Raw genomic sequence first — 5,675 nt, 5'->3', positions numbered from 1 at the left:
GTGTCATCACACTGGGCAATCAGGAAGCCGCCCGGTACATCCCCGCACACGCCCGCCCCAAGGTCTACGACCTACAGATCCCAGCAGCCTGGTACGGCCCGGAACGGCTGACACGCGTAAACCAGGACCGGGCACACCGAGGCCTGCTCCCACTGACACACGACTCCCGTCCCCCGCTGCAGCCCGCCCCGCCACGCACAGAGCGCAGCGACAAAGGCAAACCACGCCACGCGGGAGGGGACTCTCAATCCCCTCCCCTAAACCAGCTCGAATCGGATGGGAGGGGGGACTCTCAGTCCCGTGGAAGGGGGGACTGGCAATCCCCAGAGGGGGGACTGGCAATCCCCCAACCCTCCCCTTTAACCCTCCCCCCTCAAGACACCCCCGCAGCGCCTACGGCGCGAAGCGCCGATGACGCCCGCAGGGCCACTGCAGGTAGTAGCGCGCGCGAGGCCAGCGGCTGCGCCGCGTCCACGAACGCTGGCGTACCCGCTTTCGCAGTCAGGCCGAGCCGGAGGCGCCAGGAGCGAGTCCCGCCGGCGCAGGCCGAGGCAGTCAGGACGGTGGACGCGGGATGGCCACCGGAACTCGCCGCCCTTCTGCCGCCCCACCGTCCAACCGTGCTGCGTGAGGCGATCCTGCACGCCCTGGACCAAGGGCGAACACCACAGCAACTGGCCGAACGGATCCAGCAGCGATGGTGGACCCACGGCTACGCACGCGCCCTGTCAGAAGGGCAGCTGTCCTCCCCGGTTGGGGTCGCGGTCGGGCTGGTGCGCCCGTCCACGGACTGCCCGGACCCGATGTGCGAAGACGGCGCCACTCTGCACATGGGGAGTCCATGCCCCAAGTGTGCAGAGCGCCGGGCAGACCGCCGCCGAGGCCGAGTGCCCGCACAGCGGAAGGAAGACCCCAAGCTCCAGTGGTGGGAATGCGAAGGCGACGACTGCTCGGCAGCCGGCAAAGGACCACGGCCCGACAACGGGCTGTGCCGCCAGTGCCAGGACCGGGCCGAGCAGACGGAGATCCAACGCGCGACGGCGAACCTGATGGACGAAGCCGAGGCAGCCCAGGAAGCACACCGACTACGACAGGCAATCCGGTGGGAACGCATGCTCGACGACGCCCACACGGAGCACGCCGAGAAGTCCCGCACAGCACAAGACCAAGCCGAAGCCGAACGGCGCGCCGCCGCCGCAGCCCAGGAAACACACCGCCTACGGGAACAACTCCTACGTGAACACCCCGAACTGGCACCCTACGCCCAGCAACAACCATGACCAGCTCTGCTCTCGACCCCAATCACCTTCGATACGTCGTTCGAGTGACGGACGTTGCGGCAATCCTCGAGCGGTCACCTGCGGGGTGCGGGGCGTGTACGCAGTTGGCAGGGTTACCGGTTGATCTCTGCGGTGGAGGTGCTGGTGTCCCCGTCACGCTGGCCGGGCCTGCATATCTTGCGCAACTGCCGATTCCGCCTGGTCCCGGCCTGGGTCACCACCATCGCCCGCCGCGCCCCACAGGAGTGTTGGCATTGCCGATGTTGGCGTGGCTGCCGCTGTCGGCCAATCCCGTACGCCCCCTCCCCCAGCTTCGCCACGCCCGGACGTCTGCCTCCTCCGCCCGGCCGGACAGGCGGTCCGTCCCCTCGGCGTCGTCCGCCAGGAGTAGTAGCGGGTCATCGACCCGAACGCTCCGGCTGTGCCCGCCCTCGCCGAGCGCTCTCACCCTGACGATGGGCGGGGCGGTGGGGAAGATGACTTTGCCGTGCGCCAGGAGCCAGGCCGTCATCGCGCGCCGGTCGAACAGCGGACTCGCCGCTGTACCACTCACCGGCACGGGAAGCCGGGCAGGGTCCTGCGCCAGTTCACGAAGCGGCGCGGGCCACCCGGGCGATCCGGCCCACCTCCCCAGCAGCAGTGCCGCGTTGTTGTCCCTGGAGTCTTCGCTGTGGACCGCGTGGTGGACGTGGCGGCCCTTCACGGCGTGCCTAGCTCTCTGCGTCAGGTGGCAGCGGATGCCACCGGGAGGTGGCCGCCGGGCCGGGTAGCGCCTGGTGCGGGCAGTTCTGGCGGTAGGCAGCGCGAGGTGGTGGGTGGGGTGGTGCGGAGCGGACGCGTACGACGGTTGGATGCAGGTTGCAAATACCCTGGGTATTGACCCCAGGCAGGTCGTGAGGCTGGTCTGCATGGGTGTTTGACCGGAAGGTGCATTGCAGTTCAGCCAATCTGCAGGGCGTCTCTGCCCGACAGTTCTGGAACCGCCCCCCGACGGCGGTTCGAATGATTTTCCTATTGAAAGGAGTGCCCTTTCGAGGGACGCCGGGAGCTGTCGACCGCGGCTAGTGTCGGCATCGTCGCGCGGCGCAGTGAAAGTTTCACAGCTGGGTGCGCTGATCGTGCGTGATGGGGTGTCCCATGGGCGCCTGGTTTCCGTGTGGTGCTCAAAGATGCTGGTCGGAGTGGGAAGGGCAGGGCCGATGAACGGTATGTTCCCCAATGGGGTGGCGGCGGATTCAATTGCGGGGGCGCGGTGGCGGAAGGCTTCGGCGAGTGATCCTTTTGATAACTGCGTGGAAGTTGCACGGCTCGCGGCCGGTGAGGTGGCGTTCAGGAACTCTCGGTTCCCAGAGGGGCCGGCCCTGGTCTTCACCCGGGCAGAGGTGATTGCCTTCCTCGATGGCGCAAAGAGGGGCGAGTTCGACGGAATGACTGTCTGAAATCATTGGCCTAGGGTTGCCGCGGCGGCAGTGAGACTTCACGATGTGCTCTGGCGCATGATCGCCATCGTGAACGAGGAGTCGCACGTGGCCGCACGGCCTTTGAGTGTTGTCGGCGGGGCCGGTCTTCCGGAGGTTCGGGGGACGGTCCCGTCTTCGCGTACGGTCCGGCAGCTCCTCGGCCTGCGGATGAGAGCGCTGCGTAAGGCCGCCGGGATGAAGCTGGCCGACGTAGCGGGTCCGGGGAAAGTGGTGAGCTCCACGCCGGTCCTGAGCCGGATTGAGACCGGCAGCCCGAATGTGACCATCACCCGCCCGCTCATCGACGGGCTGCTTTGCGCCTACGGGGTCACCGACCCGGAGGAGAAGCGGTCGGTTCGGCTGCGGGTGGAGCAGCTTCTGTCGGGTGACACGGCCTGGTGGTCGGCCCACGACGGTCTGGTGGTCGGGGACTTCGCCGACCTGCTGCACATGGAGGCGGCGGCCGAGCGGATCACGGTGTACGAAAGCATGTTCGTGCCGGGGCTGCTGCAGGTGTCCGCGTACATGGACGTGGTGATGACGCATGCCTGTCTCAGTGATGAGGAGCGCGAGCACGGCGAACGGCGGCGGCGGCTTCGCAAGGAGCGGCAGCGGCTGCTGGATGCGGGCAGTGAGCGGGAGTTCACCGCGATCATTGATGAGGCGGTGCTGCGCAGGACGGTGGGCAGCCGACAGGTGATGCGTGAGCAGCTTCGGCATCTGTTCAGCCTGTGTGAGAACCGGGAGTCGGTGCATATCCGTGTGTTCCCGTCGTCGGCGTGGGAGCAGGCGCTGCCGATGACGCCGTCGGTGACGTTGCTGCAGTTCCCTCGTGAGCAGGACTGCGCGGACATGCTGTATGCGGACACGGCGGGCAACGGGGGTTCGTGGCTGAGAGAGCCACGGGTCGACATGATCAAGGCGGCCCTGGAACAGGTTCGCTCTCATGCTCTGGGCAAGCAAGAGACGCTGGAGTTCCTGGAGCGGCGGATCGCCGAGCTTGTCGATCCCCGCTAGCGGATCCGGGCGACGCCGCCGTACTCGATCCAGTCGCGGTTTGCCGGGTGTACGCCGAGGTCGGTGTCGGGGCGCCAGGTAGAGACCTCGACGGGGCTGGGGTGTTCGAGGAGGTCCGTCTGATCGAAGAGGCGTGCGATCTCGGTGGTGGAGCGGACCCGGCCCCAGGTGCCGATGGTGCGGGACATGAATGCGGTGAGGTCCTGGCGCAGAGTGGGGTCGTCGCTGGCCAGGTGGGAGATGACGATGTAGCTGCCGGCGGGAAGCCTGCGGGCGACATTGCGGACGAGCTGCCAGGGGTCGTCATCGTCGTTGAGGCAGTGCAGGACGGAGACGAACAGCGCGGCCACGGGGCGGTTGTCGGCAAGGATCCGGCGCACGCGCGGGACGGTGAAGATGGTCTCCAGCCGGCGGATATCTGCGTCGATGACCGCGGTGGTCAGGAGGTTCTCTTCGAGAACCATCCGGCCGTGGGCACAGACCATGGGGTCGTTGTCGATGTAGACGACGGAGGCTGTCGGGTCTACCTCCTGGGCCACTTGGTGGACGTTGGGACGGGTGGGGAGTCCGGTTCCGAAGTCGATGAATCGGCGGACCCCGCGTTGCCGGGCGAGGTAGCGCACGGCGCGCACCAGGAAGGCCCGGTTGGACTGGGCGAGCTGTTCCATGGCGGGTGCGATCGTCAGAAGTTCGGCGCATGCCTGGCGGTCGCTGGGATAGTTGTCGGTGCCGCCGATGAGGTAGTCGTACATTCGGGCATAGCTGGGCCTGGTGACATCGATCATGTGATTGGTCGGCTCCCGAAGGGTGCCGGTCTGCCCCGCCGCAGAACCGGCAGTTGAATAGCGCCACATGTTAGGGCTACTCGGTGTGCCGGCACTAGGCCGTCGAACTGTTCCAGGGATGCACGAGTGGTGAATCAGCCGCGGAATTCTCACGCGGGCGTACACAGCGGCAGGCGTGTGCTGTGGCGGCGCAGGAGCCACGATTTACGGGAATATGCCAGGTGAACAATTCACTGAGGTGCGGAGAGCGCACGAAGTGCCGCCCGGTGCAGGGCGCGGAAGGCACTGGCCGAGATGCCCATCATCTCGGCGGCCACCTCGGGAGCCAGGCCCAGCCGGTGGCGAAGGATGACCGCATCGGCCTGCGGGCAGGGCAGGGAAGTCACCGGCTGGGCCCTGCGGCCGGCGGTGGCCTCGACGAGAGCAGTGAACATCTCCCATACCCTGGCAGCCGGGGACGCACAGGTCAGCGCCTCGGACCAGCCCTGGGCAAGACCTGCGAGAGCGGATTCGGCGAGGCGGGCACCGTGCCCTGTGTTCTCCAGCCGGGCTGCCGCGTACCGGGTGTAGAGGGGCCGGTACTTGACGCAGAACGCCTCGTACGACACATGCGTCACGGCCGTCGGCGGACAACGACGGCGACCGTCCGGGTCGGATGTGTTCGTGTGGCCCGGCAACGGCCCGGGCGCTGGGCCGCGGGGGTGCAGGACAGGCCGCCGGAAGGCAGGCTCGGACATCAGTACCCCAGGCAGTCGCATCTACGGGGATCAGGAACTCAAAAGGCGTTGGCCGGATCAGGTCGCTCCGAACAGGGCATGGCTGCCTCGCACGCTGGACGCCGGCATACAGCAGGCCCGACCGGATCGTCTCCGGCCGGGCCCCTTGGGTTCAGCTGCGACGGACCCTCAGGTAGGACACGACGGTCCGGTCCGCGAGGACGGCCGGGGCCAGGGTCAGCATCAGTTCAGAGGAAGCCGAACCCATGACCGTGGCTACTGCTGCGGCTGCCGTCAGCAGCGACCCCCACCGGAATCCCACCGAAAGAATGCTCAGAATTCCCGTTTCGGCCGGAGCAGGAATCGGAATGGTACCCTCGGCGGTCTTCGGCAGAGGCTCAACCCACTGCCGGTAAG

Annotated in this window: 6 protein-coding genes; 3 read left to right on the top strand and 3 right to left on the bottom strand. The window is 67.3% G+C overall.

What is annotated here, in order from left to right; genetic code table 11:
- The first annotated feature begins 620 nt into the window (after positions 1–620).
- The 3 genes from ACFV0Q_RS32810 to ACFV0Q_RS32800 all read left to right on the top strand — a co-directional run bounded on the left by ACFV0Q_RS32810 (position 621) and on the right by ACFV0Q_RS32800 (position 3,757).
- On the top strand, positions 621–1,280 hold the full coding sequence (locus ACFV0Q_RS32810) for a hypothetical protein (protein WP_385010337.1): 660 nt from the start codon (positions 621–623) through the stop codon (positions 1,278–1,280).
- 1,199 nt (positions 1,281–2,479) lie between these two features.
- Positions 2,480–2,719 (top strand): DUF397 domain-containing protein, encoded by a 240-nt coding sequence (locus tag ACFV0Q_RS32805; RefSeq protein ID WP_385010336.1) that lies wholly within the window; start codon positions 2,480–2,482, stop codon positions 2,717–2,719.
- 57 nt (positions 2,720–2,776) lie between these two features.
- Complete coding sequence (locus ACFV0Q_RS32800) at positions 2,777–3,757, top strand: helix-turn-helix domain-containing protein (protein WP_385010334.1); 981 nt, start codon at positions 2,777–2,779, stop codon at positions 3,755–3,757.
- Here ACFV0Q_RS32800 and ACFV0Q_RS32795 read toward each other — a convergent pair.
- The 3 genes from ACFV0Q_RS32795 to ACFV0Q_RS32785 form a co-directional block, all read right to left on the bottom strand.
- Positions 3,754–4,542: an SAM-dependent methyltransferase gene (locus ACFV0Q_RS32795; RefSeq protein WP_385010332.1), complete on the bottom strand. Its 789-nt coding sequence runs from the start codon at positions 4,540–4,542 to the stop codon at positions 3,754–3,756. The genes ACFV0Q_RS32800 and ACFV0Q_RS32795 overlap by 4 nt on opposite strands.
- A 230-nt stretch (positions 4,543–4,772) precedes the next feature.
- Positions 4,773–5,159, bottom strand: coding sequence for a hypothetical protein (locus ACFV0Q_RS32790; protein ID WP_385010330.1), 387 nt, complete (start codon positions 5,157–5,159; stop codon positions 4,773–4,775).
- A gap of 271 nt (positions 5,160–5,430) precedes the next feature.
- Positions 5,431–5,675 (bottom strand): hypothetical protein (locus ACFV0Q_RS32785; RefSeq protein WP_385010328.1); only part of this gene is annotated, 245 nt, incomplete at its 5' end.

Origin of the sequence: Streptomyces sp. NPDC059564 (assembly GCF_042735575.1) — a bacterium.
In the GTDB taxonomy this organism is placed as follows: domain Bacteria; phylum Actinomycetota; class Actinomycetes; order Streptomycetales; family Streptomycetaceae; genus Streptomyces.
The sequence above is the reverse complement of the archived record's forward strand: the minus strand, read 5'-3'. Positions and strand labels throughout refer to the sequence as shown.

Excerpts from the sequence above, each read along its gene's own strand:
- ACFV0Q_RS32805 (WP_385010336.1), top strand. The coding sequence starts at position 2,480 with ATGAACGGTATGTTCCCCAATGGGGTGGCGGCGGATTCAATTGCGGGG.
- ACFV0Q_RS32800 (WP_385010334.1), top strand. The coding sequence starts at position 2,777 with ATGATCGCCATCGTGAACGAGGAGTCGCACGTGGCCGCACGGCCTTTG.
- ACFV0Q_RS32795 (WP_385010332.1), bottom strand. The coding sequence starts at position 4,542 with ATGATCGATGTCACCAGGCCCAGCTATGCCCGAATGTACGACTACCTC.